General features: G+C 49.8%; 18 protein-coding genes. 11 read left to right on the forward strand and 7 right to left on the reverse strand.

Going from position 1 to position 15,913, the window contains the following annotated elements; all coding sequences use genetic code 11:
• Position 1 precedes the first annotated feature (1 nt).
• Genes rsxC through nth form a run of 5 tightly spaced genes read left to right on the forward strand, consistent with a single transcriptional unit; the run spans position 2 to position 5,302 of the window.
• Entirely contained in the window at positions 2–2,251 is a 2,250-nt protein-coding gene (rsxC, locus tag SD53_RS14670) for an electron transport complex subunit RsxC (RefSeq protein ID WP_046520943.1), read from the forward strand.
• Positions 2,248–3,312: an electron transport complex subunit RsxD gene (gene rsxD, locus SD53_RS14675; protein WP_046520944.1), complete on the forward strand. Its 1,065-nt coding sequence runs from the start codon at positions 2,248–2,250 to the stop codon at positions 3,310–3,312. The genes rsxC and rsxD overlap by 4 nt, the downstream gene beginning before the upstream one ends.
• Positions 3,312–3,938: an electron transport complex subunit RsxG gene (rsxG, locus tag SD53_RS14680; RefSeq protein WP_046520945.1), complete on the forward strand. Its 627-nt coding sequence runs from the start codon at positions 3,312–3,314 to the stop codon at positions 3,936–3,938. Before rsxD ends, rsxG begins: the two co-directional genes overlap by 1 nt.
• 4 nt (positions 3,939–3,942) lie before the next feature.
• Positions 3,943–4,641: an electron transport complex subunit E gene (locus tag SD53_RS14685; RefSeq protein WP_046520979.1), complete on the forward strand. Its 699-nt coding sequence runs from the start codon at positions 3,943–3,945 to the stop codon at positions 4,639–4,641.
• 28 nt (positions 4,642–4,669) lie between these two features.
• Positions 4,670–5,302, forward strand: coding sequence for an endonuclease III (gene nth, locus SD53_RS14690; RefSeq protein WP_046520946.1), 633 nt, complete (start codon positions 4,670–4,672; stop codon positions 5,300–5,302).
• 11 nt (positions 5,303–5,313) lie between these two features.
• Here nth and SD53_RS14695 read toward each other — a convergent pair whose 3' ends face one another.
• Positions 5,314–6,303, reverse strand: coding sequence for a LysR substrate-binding domain-containing protein (locus SD53_RS14695; RefSeq protein ID WP_046520947.1), 990 nt, complete (start codon positions 6,301–6,303; stop codon positions 5,314–5,316).
• Between the two features lie 134 nt (positions 6,304–6,437).
• Here SD53_RS14695 and SD53_RS14700 point away from each other — a divergent pair, with 134 nt between their 5' ends.
• The 4 genes from SD53_RS14700 to gloA all read left to right on the forward strand — a co-directional run bounded on the left by SD53_RS14700 (position 6,438) and on the right by gloA (position 10,312).
• Positions 6,438–7,955 carry an NADP-dependent isocitrate dehydrogenase gene (locus SD53_RS14700; protein WP_046520948.1) on the forward strand — a complete coding sequence of 506 codons (1,518 nt, stop codon included), beginning with the start codon at positions 6,438–6,440 and terminating at the stop codon, positions 7,953–7,955.
• Positions 7,956–8,786 (forward strand): DUF6671 family protein, encoded by an 831-nt coding sequence (locus SD53_RS14705; protein ID WP_046520949.1) that lies wholly within the window; start codon positions 7,956–7,958, stop codon positions 8,784–8,786. It begins immediately after the preceding gene.
• 29 nt (positions 8,787–8,815) lie between these two features.
• Entirely contained in the window at positions 8,816–9,796 is a 981-nt protein-coding gene (locus tag SD53_RS14710; protein ID WP_241481817.1) for an L-threonylcarbamoyladenylate synthase, read from the forward strand.
• Between the two features lie 114 nt (positions 9,797–9,910).
• Entirely contained in the window at positions 9,911–10,312 is a 402-nt protein-coding gene (gene gloA / locus SD53_RS14715; protein WP_046520950.1) for a lactoylglutathione lyase, read from the forward strand.
• Between the two features lie 52 nt (positions 10,313–10,364).
• On the opposite strand, the gene SD53_RS14720 is transcribed toward gloA, so the two are convergent.
• From SD53_RS14720 to SD53_RS14745, 6 genes are all read right to left on the reverse strand, one after another.
• Entirely contained in the window at positions 10,365–11,255 is an 891-nt protein-coding gene (locus SD53_RS14720) for an aspartoacylase (RefSeq protein ID WP_046520951.1), read from the reverse strand.
• Positions 11,256–11,362: 107 nt separating this feature from the next.
• Positions 11,363–11,587 (reverse strand): bacterioferritin-associated ferredoxin, encoded by a 225-nt coding sequence (locus SD53_RS14725; RefSeq protein ID WP_046520952.1) that lies wholly within the window; start codon positions 11,585–11,587, stop codon positions 11,363–11,365.
• 209 nt (positions 11,588–11,796) lie between these two features.
• The gene (locus tag SD53_RS14730) at positions 11,797–12,189 is read right to left on the reverse strand and encodes a DUF2750 domain-containing protein (protein WP_046520953.1); all 393 of its coding nucleotides are present in this window, start codon (positions 12,187–12,189) and stop codon (positions 11,797–11,799) included.
• An 87-nt stretch (positions 12,190–12,276) separates the two neighbouring features.
• Complete coding sequence (locus SD53_RS14735) at positions 12,277–13,158, reverse strand: peptidylprolyl isomerase (RefSeq protein ID WP_046520954.1); 882 nt, start codon at positions 13,156–13,158, stop codon at positions 12,277–12,279.
• 19 nt (positions 13,159–13,177) lie between these two features.
• Entirely contained in the window at positions 13,178–13,612 is a 435-nt protein-coding gene (locus SD53_RS14740) for a YqaA family protein (RefSeq protein ID WP_046520955.1), read from the reverse strand.
• Positions 13,612–14,031 carry an MAPEG family protein gene (locus tag SD53_RS14745; RefSeq protein WP_046520956.1) on the reverse strand — a complete coding sequence of 140 codons (420 nt, stop codon included), beginning with the start codon at positions 14,029–14,031 and terminating at the stop codon, positions 13,612–13,614. Before SD53_RS14745 ends, SD53_RS14740 begins: the two co-directional genes overlap by 1 nt.
• A gap of 198 nt (positions 14,032–14,229) precedes the next feature.
• Between SD53_RS14745 and SD53_RS14750 the strand changes: the two genes are divergently transcribed.
• Together SD53_RS14750 and SD53_RS14755 are read left to right on the forward strand one after the other, a co-directional pair.
• A complete protein-coding gene (locus SD53_RS14750) occupies positions 14,230–14,862 on the forward strand; it encodes a thymidine kinase (RefSeq protein WP_366246860.1) in 633 nt (210 codons plus the stop codon).
• 12 nt (positions 14,863–14,874) lie between these two features.
• On the forward strand, positions 14,875–15,885 hold the full coding sequence (locus SD53_RS14755; protein ID WP_046520957.1) for an MJ1255/VC2487 family glycosyltransferase: 1,011 nt from the start codon (positions 14,875–14,877) through the stop codon (positions 15,883–15,885).
• The last annotated feature ends 28 nt before the right edge of the window (positions 15,886–15,913 follow it).

Consider the following 15,913-nt stretch of genomic DNA (forward strand, 5'->3'; position numbering starts at 1 on the left):
CTTGCCTACTTTATTTCAACAGATCCAGGCAGGAAAAGTCTGGGACTTTCACGGTGGCATTCATCCGCCCAGCCGTAAAGAGCGCACCAATCAAAAGCCGGTCGCGCTGTTGGACATACCTGATCGGTTATATATACCGCTGCGCCAGCATATTGGTGTGGCGGGTAAACTGCTGGTGAAAGTCGGTGATCGGGTGCTCAAAGGTCAGGCCCTGACTCAGGCCGATAATGCGATGGCAGTACCTGTGCATGCGCCTACTTCAGGCACTGTATTGGCGATTGAACTGCATACCAGCACTCATCCTTCCAGCTTAGCCGAACCCACCCTGATTCTGGCACCGGATGGTATGGACGAGTGGCGACCGCGTAAACCGCTGGATCCGGAACAGGCCGATGCTTATACCCTGCTGGAACGCATTCAGGAATCGGGGATTTCTGGTATGGGCGGTGCAGGTTTTCCGACTCATATTAAGGTCAACGTCAAACAGCCTGTGGATTATCTGATCATCAATGCAGTGGAGTGTGAGCCTTACATCACGGCCGATGATTTACTGATGCAGGAACGCGCCAGCGACATTATTGCCGGTATTGAGATTTTGGTGAAACTGCTCAGTCCCAAAGCGGTATTGATTGGCATTGAAGACGATAAACCGATAGCGGCAGCCTCGCTCAAGGCGGCCATAGGCCAACGGGATAACTATTTTGTTCGCGAAGTACCGACTAAGTACCCATCTGGCGGCGAAAAACAACTGATCCAGCTATTAACCAACAAAGAAGTCCCGGCAGGTCGCAGACCTTTGGACATTGGTATTGTGATGCAAAACGTAGGGACTGCTTTTGCGATAGCTCAGGCCGTGCTGGATGATATTCCATTGATCCACCGGGTGGTGACAGTAGCGGGTGAAACCTTAGCCCAACAACAAAACGTGCTGGCGCTGATTGGCACTCCCATCTCTGACTTATTAAATGCCTGTGGGTTTCAGGCAGAACCGCAGCAGCGCATTATTGTCGGCGGTCCAATGATGGGTTTTGCCATCGCAGACTGGTCTGTGCCCGTGGTGAAAACCACCAACTGTATTCTGGCACCGACAGAACATGAGCTGGGCGCCGCCAGTGAAGAAATGGACTGTATTCGCTGTGGTGCCTGTGCCGATGCCTGCCCTGCCAGCTTATTACCACAACAGTTACTGTGGTACAGCAAAGCCAAAGATCAGGACAAACTGGCCGAATACAATTTATCTGACTGCATTGAATGTGGTGCCTGTGCTTATGTTTGCCCCAGCGAAATTCCGCTGGTGCATTATTACCGTGTCGCCAAAGCCGAAATTCGTGAAACCCAGCGCGAAGCTTTAAAAGCTGAACAAGCTAAAGCCCGTTTTGATGCCCGCACTGAACGTTTGGAACGCGAGAAACAAGAACGTCTGGAACGTAACCAGCAACTAGCCGCTCAGCGTGTCGCCCAGCAACAAGCCAGCGGTCTGGCGTCTCAAAGTGCTGCGGCGGTGCAACAGGCGTTAGAACGGACCCAACAACAGGCGGCGCCTGCGTTGGATAAAGAACAAATTATTGCTGAGCGTGAACGGAAAAAAGCCGAAGCTTTGGCGTATCAGCAGCAAAAACAGCAAGCTCAAACCGCAGAACCGGCTTCGATTCAAACTTCAGAGCAGACTGAAGATCCGCGCAAAGCCGCAATAGCAGCAGCTCTGGCCCGTGCTAAGGCGAAAAAGCAAGCAGAGGCTCAATCTGAAGTAGCGGCAGAACCGGCTCCTGCAGAGGCAACGGCTTCTGATGCCGATGCGAAAAAAGCCGCAGTGGCTGCCGCTATAGCCAGAGCTAAAGCGAAAAAGCAGACAGAAGCTCAATCTGAAGTATCTGCCGAACCGGCTCCTGCAGAGACAGCGGCTTCTGATGCCGATGCGAAAAAAGCCGCAGTGGCTGCCGCTATAGCCCGTGCTAAGGCGAAAAAGCAGACAGAAGCTCAATCTGAAGTATCTGCCGAACCGGCACCTGCAGAGACAGCGGCTTCTGATGCCGATGCGAAAAAAGCCGCAGTGGCTGCCGCTATAGCCCGTGCTAAGGCGAAAAAGCTGGCGGAGCAACCCCAGACGGAAGCAGCGCCTGCGACTGACGTGGCAGAGCCCGTTGCAGTGCCCACAGAGTCAACGCCAGAACAAGATGCAAAAAAAGCCGCTATTGCCGCCGTCATAGCCAGAGCTAAAGCAAAAAAACAACAAAACAGTGAGCCGTTATGAGTTTTAAAATCGCCAGCTCCCCGCACCAGCATAGCCAAAAAACCACAGCCCAGTTGATGAAGCTGGTGGCATTGGCGGCTATACCGGGTATTGCCGTCCAGGCTTACTTTTTTGGTTATGGTGTTTTCATCCAACTGCTGTTAGCTATTCTCACGGCCTGGTGCTCTGAAGCCGCCGTGCTGGCTCTGCGCAGTAAAAAAATCAAAGTTAAACTATTGGACCACAGCGCCTTAGTCACTGCTCTGTTACTCGCTGTTGCTATTCCCTCCTATGCACCCTGGTGGCTGGTGGTGATAGGTACAGCTTTTGCCATCATAGTGGTCAAACAACTGTACGGCGGTTTGGGTAATAACTTGTTTAACCCGGCTATGGCAGCCTATGTGTTGTTACTGGTTTCATTCCCCCTGCCCATGACCAGTTGGTTGCCGGCAAGTCCGGTGCAGCATATCCCTGTAGGTCCGCTTGATGCAGTCTGTGCTATTTTCACCGACTTTAGCTGCAGCGGTTACAGCGTCAGCCAATTACGTCAGGATGCCGATGGCATTAGCATGGCGACGCCTTTGGATACGTTAAAAACCGATCTATCTCAGGGCTACACCACAGCAGAGAGTATGAAAAAGCCTGTGTTTGGCTGGTTATCCGGTGAAGGCTGGTTTTGGGTGAATCTGGCTTATTTACTCGGTGGATTGTTTTTACTACAACAAAAAGTCATTCAGTGGCGCATTCCGGTGGCGGTATTAGGCTCGTTATTTGCCTGTAGTTTACTGGCGTGGCTGATCTCGCCTGATACCAACGCCAGTCCGCTATTTCAGCTTTTTTCAGGGGCCACTATGCTGGCGGCATTTTTTATTGCCACCGATCCGGTTTCTGCGTCAACCACTGAAAAAGGCCGGCTAGTATTCGGCGCCCTGATCGGTGTACTGGTGTTTGTGATCCGCAGTTATGGCGGTTATCCGGATGCTTTTGCTTTTGCCGTGATGCTGGCGAATATGGCAGTGCCTTTAATTGACTACTATACCCAGCCCCGCACTTACGGCCATAAACCTAAAGGAGCGCGCTGATGCTAAGTTCTGTTGCAAAAAATGCCTTGCTGCTGGGCACTGCAGCCGTACTCTGTGTGTTTGCTGTGGCCGCGGTTAATGAAATCACTAAAACAGAAATAGAACAGCAGCAGCTTGCCAGCAAACTAAGCACTCTGGTTGAGGTGATGCCTGAACTTGCCGGTCAAACTGACATACTCAATGACTGTGTAGCTGTGCTGGACACTCAGTTACTGGGCAAAGACGCCCAACAAAAAATCTACCGTTATCGCACTGACGGCCAGCTCAAAGCCTACCTGATGGAAACCACAGCACCTGATGGCTATAGCGGTGCTATTGAAGTACTGGCTGCCGTGACTCCGGACAGCGAAATTATTGGGGTGCGGGTACTGAGTCATAAAGAAACCCCGGGCCTTGGCGATAAAATTGAGCTGCGTAAAAACCCATGGATCCTCAGCTTTAATGGCCAAACGGTTGCCTCAGCCGATGACAAGAGTTTTGCGGTTAAAAAAGATGGTGGCCAGTTTGATCAGTTTGCCGGTGCCACTATTACGCCCCGCGCCGTGGTCAAAGCGGTAAAAAATGCTGCCGTATATATTCAGCAACACCCCGAACTGGCCACGTTGCCAGCCAATTGTGGAGCCTGACACCATGAATCATTATCAGGAAATAATTCGCCAGGGCCTGTGGAAAAATAACCCGGGGTTAGTGCAGTTATTGGGGCTTTGCCCTTTGTTGGCTGTTACCACCAGTTTAACCAGTGCACTGGGTTTAGGTTTGGCTACTATGCTGGTGTTGCTAAGCACCAATACTGTGGTGTCTCTGATCCGTAACTATGTACCGAATGAAATCCGTATTCCGGTTTTTGTCATGGTCATCGCCTCAGTGGTGACTGTGATTGAGCTTTTGATGCATGCTTTTATGTATAACCTGTATCAGGCCTTAGGTATTTTTATTCCACTAATCGTCACTAACTGTATAGTGATTGGCCGCGCTGAAGCTTACGCCTCTAAAAATGCGGTGCTACCGGCCGCTTTTGATGGCTTGATGATGGGCACGGGTTTTGCGCTGGTGCTTTGCACCTTAGGCGCCGTGCGTGAGGTGATAGGCGCAGGTACCTTGTTTGCCGGAGCCGATCTATTGCTCGGTGATTGGGCCACTGTGCTGACCATTCATTTGTACCAGGCCGATCACCAATTTTTATTGGCGATACTGCCACCTGGCGCCTTTTTAGTGATGGGATTTTTGATTGCAGGTAAAAATGCTATAGATGCCCGAGCGGCAGCTAAAGCTAAACCTGTCGAACAAAAAATCAGCAGAGCTCGGGTCACTCAGGTGTCCGCTCAGTGATACGCCGCAGAGATTTGAAACGAACCTCATGAATAAACAAAAACGTATTCAGATTTTACAGCGCTTGCGGGAAAACAACCCCAAGCCCACCACAGAGCTGGAGTTTAACTCGCCTTTTGAACTGCTGGTGGCTGTGTTGCTATCGGCTCAGGCCACGGATGTCAGCGTCAATAAAGCCACCCGTCTGCTCTACCCCGTCGCCAATACGCCTCAGGCTATTTATGATTTGGGCGTAGATGGCGTAAAGCACTACATTAAAACCATTGGGCTTTTTAACTCCAAAGCAGAAAACCTGATCAAAACCTGCCGTATTTTGCTGGATCAGCACAATGGCGAAGTCCCGGAAAACCGTGAAGCCTTAGAAGCCTTGCCCGGCGTAGGCCGAAAAACGGCCAATGTGGTTTTAAACACAGCCTTTGGCTGGCCCACTATCGCGGTCGACACCCATATTTTCCGTGTCAGCAACAGAACCAAGTTTGCGCCCGGCAAAAATGTTGATGAAGTGGAACAGAAGTTACTCAAAGTGGTGCCCGCCGAATTTAAACTTGATGTGCATCATTGGTTGATATTGCATGGCCGATACACCTGCATAGCGCGCAAACCTAAATGCGGGAGCTGTTTGATTGAAGACCTCTGTGAGTTTAAAGATAAAGTCGAATAAAATCAGTATATTCACACCTTTGGTTCGGATTGTGACGCCTGGAGATAATCAAGGAAATGTCGGGCTGCTGCCGAAAGCGGACTGTCTTTTCGCCAGACCACAGACCAACGCCGCAGAATAGGGAAATTGTTCACTTGCATAATGCCAAGTCCGGCCTGCAGCAGCACGCTTGTATCTGATGGTCCGTTGTGTTGTGTGCCCGCGCCGGTCGTATAACGGCCTGGCCATAACGCTGGTTGTACAGCAAGCTGTGACAGCACTGCAATGCCCAAACCAGCCGCCACCGCATGTTTGATCGCTTCATTACTGCCTAAACTCATCACCACATTAGGTTTAAACCCCAGTTCGTCGAAATGCTGCTCTGCCGCCATCCGGGTACCACTGCCGGGTTCGCGCATCAACCAGCGATCGTTGCTTAACTCACTCAGTTCAATCTTTTTATCGATAAGAGCATGTTTTGACGAGGCAATAATCACCAACGGATTGATCTGAAACTGGATCCGCTCCAGCGGTAAATCATCCGGCGGCATCATCATCACCGCCAGATCATCTATGCCCTGATGCAGCCGCCCGACTACCCTGTCTCTGTTTTCAATCGCCAGTTCAATTTCTACCCCCTGATGCGCGGCAGCAAATGGTCCCAACAAGTCGGGTACAAAATACTCAGCAGTGGTTACTGCGGCAATACGCAGACGACCACTGACCAAACCATTGATTTCTGCAATTCTGGATTCAAAGCGTTGCCAACAGGCCGCTACGTCACGAACTGCTTTATAAAGCTCTTCACCGGCCTGAGTTAAGCGAATTTGTCTGCCTGTAGTTTCGAATAATCGCTGCCCTGTGGTGGCGGCTAACTCGCGCAACTGCACAGACACAGTGGGTTGGCTGACATAAAGTTCCTGTGCGGCTTTGGTGACAGACAACAAACGCGCAGTGGCTTCAAAAGCCCGCAGTTGCTGGGGAGTAATACGCTGAAATCGGGCAAGGGTTGAAGCAGGCATCAGTGCAACTCCATCAGATAAAACATCAACTCAATCTATAGCTTTAAAGCTATAGATGCAATTAGAACAAAGCATTTTTGTTTATACATCGACTGACATAAAGTGCGCTCAGTGGCAAAACGGAGTATTAAATCATGAGTAACGACTGTCTTTATCGCGAACACCATACAACTCACAATAGCCCCCAGCCTAAAGCCCAGAGTGAAGATGTCGCTATCACTGTAGCGATGGGAGATGGCATAGGTCCGGAGATCACCCGGGCTACGTTAAAAGTGTTAAGCGCAGCCAAAGCGCGGATCCTGACCGAATCTATCGATATAGGTGAACAGGTGTATCTGGCAGGTCACAGCTCAGGGATCAGGCCTGATGCCTGGCAAAGCCTGCGCCGCACCAAAGTCTTTCTTAAAGGCCCAATCACCACGCCTTCTGGCTCTGGCTACAAAAGTCTGAACGTCACGATACGGAAAACGTTGGGGCTGTATGCCAATGTCAGACCTTGCATCAGCTACTCACCTTATGTCCATAGTTTACACCCGGCTATGGATCTGGTGATTATCAGAGAAAATGAAGAGGACCTGTACGCTGGTATTGAACATCGGCAAACAGATGAGGTTTATCAATGCCTTAAACTGATCACCAGACCAGGCTGTGAGAAAATAATCCGTTACGCCTTTGAATATGCCCGTCACCACGGCCGTAAAAAAGTCACCTGTATGGTCAAAGACAACATTATGAAAATGACCGATGGTTTATTTTATACGGTGTTTCAGGAGATTGGCGCAGAATATCCAGATATAATACAGGACCGCTTTATCATAGACATTGGCAGCGCCCGTCTGGCAACCCGGCCGGAGCTTTTTGATGTGATAGTGACCAGCAACCTGTATGGCGACATCATCAGCGATATTGCTGCCGAATTGTCCGGCAGTATTGGTCTGGCGGGCAGCGCCAATATAGGTGAGCAGGTGGCGATGTTTGAGGCCATTCATGGCAGTGCTCCTGATATTGCAGGGCAGAATATCGCCAACCCCAGTGGCTTGTTGCTGGCGGCCGTGATGATGCTGGTGCATATAGGCCAGGCGGATGTAGCGCAAAAAATCCACAATGCCTGGTTAAAAACTATTGAAGATGGCATTCATACCAAAGATTTAAAAAGTGAGCATACCAAAGTGCTGGTGACAACCGACCAATTTTCCGACGCTGTGATAGCGCGACTGGGCAGCGAACCTCAGAAATTCAGCGCCGTGAGTTACCACAACTCAGCGCAACAGCAAAAAGGTGTGACTGTCGCGCATCAACCGCAGGCCAGTGCAACGAAAATCCTGGTCGGGGTCGATGTTTTTTTACATCAGAACCAGCACAGTGCCGACGAGCTGGCGCAGCGTCTGCAGCAGTTGGAAACCACAGAGCTGCAGTTACAAATGATCACCAACAGAGGCGTTAAAGTCTGGCCTGATGGCTTTCCTGAAACCTTCTGCACCGATCACTGGCGCTGCCGTTTTATGCTCAAAGCGGGTTTGACACAACTGACGTACAGCGATGTTATCCGTCTGCTCAGCCAGATCTCGGCCGACAAGCTGGATGTGATCAAAACTGAGAACCTGTGCAGCTTTAACGGTAAGCCGGGCTTTACCTTAGGACAAGGACAGTAGATGACTGCTAAAGCGCAACGGGCGTCCTTATTGACCAAACATCATAAGTTGTCGCTGATTGCACCCGCTTTAGCACAAGCTGGTGTACAAGTAGAATTGACGGACAGTTTTGACACCGACAGCTTAGGCACCTTTTCCGGCGAAGTCCCCCGCACACTCAGCCCGCTGGATTGTGTTAAAACCAAAGCGAAACTGGCCAGTCAAATCACTGGCCTGAGCTTTGGTATCGGCAGTGAGGGCAGCTTTGGCGGCGGTCCGCTGCCGGGTTTACTGAATTGGGATCATGAACTTTTGTGCTGGTATGACAGCAGCAGAGATCACTACATCATTGCCTCAGCCAGTGGCCCTGTGCCCTTGTCTGATCTTGACACTGATCAGCTCACTCTGCTGCGTGAGCATCTGCTACAGCATGATGCAGCCCAAGGCTGGATCATCAGTCACAGTGCGGGCATGATCAAAGGCCTGGTTGGTTTTCATGCTGTGTTTGAGGCGTTAGAGCAGGCTAAATTACTCAAATCAGCAACCCAACTTAGTCAACGCCTTCGTCTTTCTCCCGATTTACGCGCGCACTTTTGTCCATCCCGGCAGCAATATATTCAGCAAGCGGCAGTGCAACTGGCGCAGCGGTTACAAGCCCTTTGTCCGACCTGTCAGAGCCCCGACTTTTGGCGTAAAGAGCTGCAGTTGGGTCTGCCCTGCTCCGCCTGCGGTTATCCAACAGAGCGCGTGAAATATTATCTGAAAAAATGTGAGTGTTGTGGTTATACCGAGCAGGAGCTTGCACCTGAAGCTTCGGCTGATCCAGCCTATTGTCCACTCTGTAATCCTTAACTTAGACCCTGCAATACCGGAGTTAAATCGTGCTGAATACCCTGATGTTACACTCAGAACAGGCCAAAGACAGACAGATTGCTGCCGAGCTGTTAAAACAAGGCAAGCTGGTTGCTGTGCCGACAGAAACCGTCTATGGTCTGGCGGCGGATGCCCGCAACAAAAGCGCTGTGAATAACATCTTTACCGCCAAAGGCAGACCTTCTGATCATCCGCTGATAGTGCATGTGCATGCGGCCAGCGCACTGCATGACTGGGCGCAAGATATACCTGCAGAGGCTTTTGCTCTGGCACAAGCCTTTTGGCCAGGTCCTCTGACCTTGTTACTGAAAAAAGCCGACCACGTCGATCCAGTGGTCACCGGCGGTTTGGATACCATAGGCTTAAGGGTACCCGCTCATCCGGTGTTACTCGAGCTGCTGACCAGCCATCAGCTTGCGGTGGCCGCGCCTTCTGCCAATCCATACAAGCAATTAAGCCCCACCAGCGCGCAGCAGGTGATGCAGACGATGGCAGGCAAATTAGATGCGGTGCTGGATGGTGGTGATTGTGAGTTTGGCCTTGAATCGACTATTGTCAGTCTGATGGATGGCGCTGTTCAGGTGCTGCGCGCAGGGCCTGTCAGCGCAGCTCAATTGGAAGCGGTGTTAGGGCAGAAGGTTGAAAGTCCTCTGCAACATCAGGTGAAAGTGTCGGGCAATGTGGCGGCTCATTATCAGCCAAAAACCAGATTGCGTTGTGTCTCAGCCATAGAGCTTGATGCAGTACTGGCCAGTACAAGGTTAAAACTTGCAGTGCTGTCTTTGCATGATCTAGCCGCTAACATAAAACCGCACTGGCACTGTGTTATGCCAACTAATGCGCACGATTATGGCCGTATCTTGTATAAACAGCTTTATCAGGCCGATCAGAGTGGTGCTGAACTTATTCTACTGGAACAGCCGCCAATAGATGAGCAATGGGCGGCAGTGCAAAACCGGTTGCAACGTGCGGCTTATCAGGAAGATTAAGAGATAACAGACTATCTACGGATAGGCACAGCCTATCCTGTTTTTACGATCCAGCCGTCCTTCGCTGGACAGCGGTATGCTAAAATCGGCGAAAAAGTCGATTAAGGAAATTTTATGCGCATATTACATACAATGCTTCGCGTCACCAATTTAGAGCGCTCTCTGGCTTTTTACACAGAGGTGCTTGGCATGAAACTGTTACGTACTTCAGAGAATGCTGAATACAAATACACCCTAGCTTTTGTTGGTTTTAGTGATGAAAGCGAAGGCGCAGTATTAGAACTCACCTACAACTGGGGCGTGGATAGCTACGAACTGGGCACGGCATATGGCCATATCGCTCTGGAAGTAGATGATGTTTATGCAGCTTGTGAATTGATTCGCGCTAAAGGTGGTGTCATAAGCCGCGAACCCGGTCCGGTCAAAGGTGGCACCACTGAAATCGCTTTTGTGCGCGACCCTGACAACTACGCCATCGAACTTATCCAGAAAAAAGCCAGCTACGTGCAGCTTTAATAAGCTGATAGCAAAAAGGAGCCGATTGGCTCCTTTTCGATTTCTCGTGGGCTTATTCCAGCTCAATCCAGATTTTGTCGTTCAGCGACATCGCCAGATTGTTGTCGTAATAGGCGGCTTCATTGATAAAGGTTGGATACACCACTCTGTCGCCGTCGTAAGGCACTTCAGTGCCATCAAATAAAGTGAAAATAGGATCGCCGGGGTGGATCGGATGATAGTCTTTGTCCTGCACATTTTTGTGCACCATACCCAAACGTTCGCCTTTTTCATTCATCGGCAATTTAATGCTGTGCAGATACAGATAAGCTTCGGTACGTTTGGGCAGCGCAGGCAGGCTCTGGGTGTTGTACAGCTCGACAAAGTCCAGAATATGAGCCGTCATCTGATGCATTTGCTCCAGTACGTCCTGACGCAGCACAGACTGAGATTGTGGCCCTACTTCCACGATGACACCATAACGGCCGAGGGTACACATCAGCGCGTGATCTTCTGCGGCTAAATGATCCTCATCACGGGAGATAATAGCCTCCGGCATTTTCATCTTCACATAAGCCGCCAGTTGATTATAAAAAGGTCCGGCTTGGGTCATGATCAGGCATGCGCCCATATTGCTGGTGGTGTTGTGTAAATCAATCACCAAATCGGTTTTGGCATTGCCTTTTGGCCCTAAAAGTTCATTGATCACTTTGGCGCGGCTTTGTTCGTAGTTGGTCAAATCAGGATTAGCCAAATCAGCCGTTTTAAACTGCCGGTTTAAATCACTATGGATATATCGCTTGTTGGCTTTAAACGCTTCAGGATTGGCAAACAAAGTGCTGGTTTCAAAGCTTGGGCGCTGGATCAAAGCCGGATTGGCCTGATACTGGCGAATCGCATAAATACCGGAGAATTCGTTGCCGTGGGTGCCGCCCACTATTGCTACCTTCGCAATGTTAGTCATAAGGCTTACCTCAGAAAAAGATGCCAATATTATGCCTAGCCACAGCAAAAAATGCAGCCCATTTAATTTTAAATGCTGATTTTATGAATAAAAATTAAGAAAAGTGCTTAGGCAGCCGGACGGGAGTTGTTGATCATCAACACCGGAATGCGTTGTTGTGATGCCTGTTTAGATAAAGCAGCATCCAAAATATCGCTGGCCTGACAAACACATTTGCCACATTGAGTACCGACACCCAAATTTTGTTTCAGTTCACGCATAGAACAAGCGCCCGCTTCCACCTGCTGGCGAATGGCTTTATCTGTGACTGCTTTACAAAGACAAACGTACATAAATGCACCTGCGAGTTCAACTACGGGCATCATAATCTAATCAAGAATTGTTATCAATAGCTTCGGGGAGAAAAATAGCGGTATAACTTTGCATAGGATATATCGGGGCAGAATAAATAGAAGGGTCAGAGTTGATAGCGCAGACAAATCTAAGATTCGCTCTAAAGCTGATATGGGGGTCAGAGCTGACAGCTCTAACCCCGGCATTATTATTCGTTGTCTTGTGTAGCTTCAATCAGAGTTTCAGCGAACTCTTCAGGGCCAATCACCACACCAGGTTCCTGCGCGTGTGGGAACACAGCGATAGCTAATTCGTCGCCGTCTAAACCACTGGTCCATTTGTCTAACCAGGTGGCAATATCGACCGCCTGAGCCTGGCACTGAGCCCAGTCACCGTTGATCCATTGTTCTGCTAATTCAGCATGTGGCCAGACCGGGATGCAACGCTCTTCGTCGGCATCAACCAGCACAAAACCTTCTTCATCGACCAGGATCCAAATCTTTTCCAGATCAGCCACGGCCTGAATGAAGTAGTCGTAACGCTGTTCAGCGTCCAATACACTCAGTCTGTTTAAATCGTCAGCCGTTAATTCGTAGTTCATTGCAATCCCCTTGGAGCGCTACAGAAAAGGCGCACATGATGACTGAAAATGCAGTCATCGACCAGCAAATTTTGTGTTTTACAGGCTTTATACAGCTTTTACCTCACGCACCGGCACTTGTGGATAACATACGTCCATATTGCCATTGCCCTTGTGCTGATAAAACACATGAGTACGGGAACGTCGCTCAGCCAGCGACTGTGAAAACTCCGAACTATTGGTGTTCAGCCATTCCAGTTGCAACTGCCTGTCTGGCGCCAAATCCGTGCCTAAACGGGCTTGCTTAATCACAGTGCGCGCTGCGGCTGAACCTATCACACCACCATCTACGGCTTCACCACGGCGAATACGATTGATGGCATACTGCCCCCAGACCACTTTGCCAAAAGCGGACATATTTTTGTCCAGATGACGTGGGGCCTGTCCCATCATAATGGCAATATCCGCGACAGCAGTATCAGGTTCATTGGCACGGGCCATATTGACCACACCAGGGCAATGCACCAGCCATTCCTGATTTTGCTCCCGCGCCACCGCAAAGCCCTGATTAAAACCCGTTTCTTCGGCCAATAAATCCGGGCGCTGTACTAAAAGATAAGGATCGCTACTACGCACAGGCCAGCTAAATTCGGCCTTCATCGGCGTCAGTTTAGCTCTGCTGCCCCACTCATGTTCAGGCACACCAAACTGAGCAACAAAACCCTCTATCACCCGATAAAAAGTCACCCCATCATAAAAACCAGCCTTCACCAGTTCTTTCACCCGTTTCACATGTTCAGGTGCAAACTGCGGTGCTAATAAAATCACAATACGACCCTGATCGGTCTCCAGATACAGCAAATTATCCTGTGGCAACAACTGCCAGGAAGAATTCACCACAGTAGCTGGAGCTGTAGTTGGGCTTTGTTGTGCAGCCGCAACACTAGAAGCTAAAGCCAGCATCCACGCACAAAGAGATAACGCCTTCATCAGATCTCCAAAATTTAATTCAAACCACAGGCATCAGGCCTATGACTACAGCATATCGCAAGCCTTTGCCCAAACCTACCAGCACCACAAACCAAAACAAAGGAACTTTGAGCACACCAGCCACCAAGGTCAGCGGATCGCCAATCACCGGCAACCAGGCCAAAAGTAATGACGGCAACCCCCAGCGCTGAAACTGACCACTGGCCCGCTCTATCTGCCCTGGCTTAAACATAAACCAGCTTTTGTGCTGAAACAAAAGCAGTTGTCGGCCCAGATACCAGTTCAGCACCGAGCCAAGCGTGTTAAATACTGTGGCGATGCCCCACAACAGCAAAGCCGGATAGCCTTGCGTGAGCAATCCGGCCAGCACCAGCTCTGAGCCAAAAGGCAATAAAGTGGCCGAGACAAAAGCACTGAAGGCTAAACTCAGGTAAGGCCAAAGCAACTCCGTCATCAGGCGAGCAAATAGGCTATGCCCAAGCGCAGCCAGAACAGCAATAGCATCAGAGCACCAAATACATACACAGCAAAACGCAGACGTACATGATTCGCGCCAACATGGATAAATGCATGAGCCAGGCGGCTGAGTACAAAAAGCCCGCCCAACACCACTAAGCTAAAATCGGCCATACCAAACTGCAAGGCAAACGCCACAGCAAACAGATACAACACAGGTAGCTGAAACTGGTTATCAAAGTTGCGGCTGGCCGTGATCACCTGCTCGTTGGCACCTGTTAAATCCATCAATTTAAAGGCTTTAAACGGTAGCTCTCGGTTTTTCGCCGCTTTAAAACGACGCTTCCCCATCAGTACCATTATAAAAAGTGTGAGCACTACCTGCACTAACACAGTACCAAACAACCACTTATCCATCATATCCCCTTTCGGGGTCAGAGCCTTGCTCTGACCCTATTATCAAAAATTGTAAAGATATCAGAGATTAACCTAAGTTCTGAGGCAGTCGCAATATAAAAGGTCAGCGCCTACGCGCTCCCCCTTCGAGGGAACGTCAATTGTCTTCTTACTGTCATCTTCCATAGTTAGGCTATGCCAGAGTAATGCTGCAGCTTCATGCAAGAAGAGTATATACTGCGCCGGATTTCACTTTATGAGACCACGCAGATGGCGCAATTGTATTTTTATTACTCGGCAATGAACGCAGGCAAATCCACCTCTTTGCTGCAAAGTGCTTATAACTATCAGGAAAGAGGCATGACGGTCGCGCTCTTTACCGCCGCCATTGATGACAGATTTGGGGTTGGCAAAATCAGCTCGCGCATAGGTTTGTCGATGGACGCACAGATTTTTGATGCAGGCTTTGATTTTCTTCACGCCTGTAAAACGCTGAAACAACAAGGGGCTTTGGACTGTGTGCTGATAGATGAAGCCCAGTTTTTATCCAAAGCTCAGGTTAAACAACTGACCTATGTGGTCGACGATTTAAAGGTGCCTGTGCTGGCTTTTGGTCTTCGCACCGACTTTTTAGGTGAAACCTTTGCCGGTAGTCAGGCCTTGTTGGCCTGGGCAGATAAATTAGTGGAATTAAAGACAGTTTGTCACTGTGGCCGCAAAGCGAACTTTGTGGTGCGACTGGACGAGCAAGGCAACGCCGCCACCACTGGCAGTCAGGTGCAAATTGGTGGCAATAATCAATATGTCTCTATGTGCCGCGCCCATTTTAAAGCGCTGGTTTGGAGGGACTGACAGGAGAACTTGATGCGGGTTTTGTATGGTGTGCAGGCTACAGGCAACGGACATATCAGCAGAGCCCGCGCTCTGGGGAAGTACCTGCAAGCCGAGGGCGTCACAGTTGATTTTTTATTTTCCGGCCGCCCTGCGGATCAATTTTTTGATATGCAACAGTTTGGTGACTATCAGGTAAAAACTGGCCTGAGCTTTGTTACTGAACATGGTCATATCAACTATCTGAAAACTGCGCTGCGCGCTAAACCTCTGGAGCTGTGGCGTGACATCCGTCAATTGGATTGCTCAGCTTATGATCTGGTCTTGACCGACTTTGAACCTATTACCGCCTGGGCGGCACGGCTGCAGAACAAGCGCTCTGTCGCTTTTGGCCATCAATATGCATTTTTACATCAGATCCCGCAAAGCCATGCCAGCCTGTTAAGCCGCAGCATCTTTCGATTCTTTGCCCCGGGTCAGCAACAAATTGGTCTGCATTGGCATCATTTCAATCAGCCAATTTTGCCACCTATCGTAGATTTAGAACCGGCAACCAATACCGCCGATCCGCACAAAGTTCTGGTGTATTTACCCTTTGAAGATCAACAGCAGGTGATCCAGTGGTTGATGCCTTTGACTCAGTACCAGTTTTATCTGTATGGCCCTGGCCTGAGCAGCGGCCAGCTTGGCCATATTCAATGTGCAGCCCCTTGCGTGGAACAGTTTAAACACGACTTGCATCACTGTTCTGCCGTGCTCAGCAATGCCGGTTTTGAGCTGGTCAGCGAAGCATTACAATTGCAAAAACGCATCTTAGTCAAAGCATTACAGGGGCAGATGGAGCAACAATCCAACGCGCTGGCGCTGACCCAATTGCAACTGGGCCAGAGTACCGAAACATTAAATACTGAAGTGATCCAGCACTGGTTAACCTCAACTGTGCAGCATAACAAAGTGCAGTACCCTAATGTGGCCAAAGTCTTAGCGCAATGGATCCGGCAAGGCGCCTGCCCTGCAGGACTACAGCAATTGCAGTTATGGTAAAAGCAGTGCAATAAAGGCATGGCCTTGG

It is taken from the genome of Rheinheimera mesophila, from assembly GCF_000986865.1.
GTDB lineage: Bacteria > Pseudomonadota > Gammaproteobacteria > Enterobacterales > Alteromonadaceae > Pararheinheimera > Pararheinheimera mesophila.